Below are 644 nucleotides of genomic sequence, written 5' to 3'. Positions count from 1 at the left end.
CAATGGCGAAGTGGTGATGACGGTGGGATCCACCAAGCCAGAGCTCCATGGCGATGTTTGGTCGGGCAACCATCCCGTTTTCACCGGTAGCCAGAAGATCATCGACAGCGAAGGGCGCGTGGAGAAGTTTATGCGCAAGTACGGCATGGGTGGCAAGAAAGCTAAGTAGCCGAGCCTCAATTCAAGTTTCTTGGTCTGCCTTGCTGGGCATTGCTGTGAGTCTTCGCTGACACTGGATCTATGGCCTCTGCTCAACTCATCGAGCAGCTTAAAAACGTTGAAGCCACCTTTCAGGAGCTGACGGTACGTCTGGCCGATCCCGATGTGGCGACGGATCCTGCTGAGCTGCAGCGGATCGCCAAGGCCCGCTCCTCTCTAGAAGCCACCGTCCAGACCTTTCATGAGTGGCAAAAGCTTACTCGCGAGCTGAAGCAGACGGAAGAGCTCCTGCGGGAGGTGGCTTCTGACGACCCGGAGCTGGAGGCAATGTCCAGGGCAGAACTGGAGCAACTGCGCGCCCGCCAAGAACAACTGGAGGAAAAGCTGACCCTGCTGCTGCTGCCCCGGGATCCCAACGACGAAAAAAACATCATGTTGGAAATCCGCGCCGGCACTGGCGGCGAGGAGGCGGCGCTGTGGGCAGC

General features: G+C 58.4%; 2 protein-coding genes. Both read left to right on the top strand.

What is annotated here, in order from left to right; all coding sequences use genetic code 11:
• A partial coding sequence (gene rpmE / locus NW858_RS11320) for a 50S ribosomal protein L31 (protein WP_414520520.1) occupies positions 1–169 on the top strand: 169 nt, incomplete at its 5' end.
• A 71-nt stretch (positions 170–240) separates the two neighbouring features.
• Positions 241–644 (top strand): PCRF domain-containing protein (locus NW858_RS11315; protein WP_414520519.1); only part of this gene is annotated, 404 nt, incomplete at its 3' end.

The sequence above is a fragment of the Synechococcus sp. H55.10 genome, assembly GCF_047502715.1.
GTDB lineage: Bacteria > Cyanobacteriota > Cyanobacteriia > Thermostichales > Thermostichaceae > Thermostichus.
The sequence above is the reverse complement of the archived record's forward strand: the minus strand, read 5'-3'. Positions and strand labels throughout refer to the sequence as shown.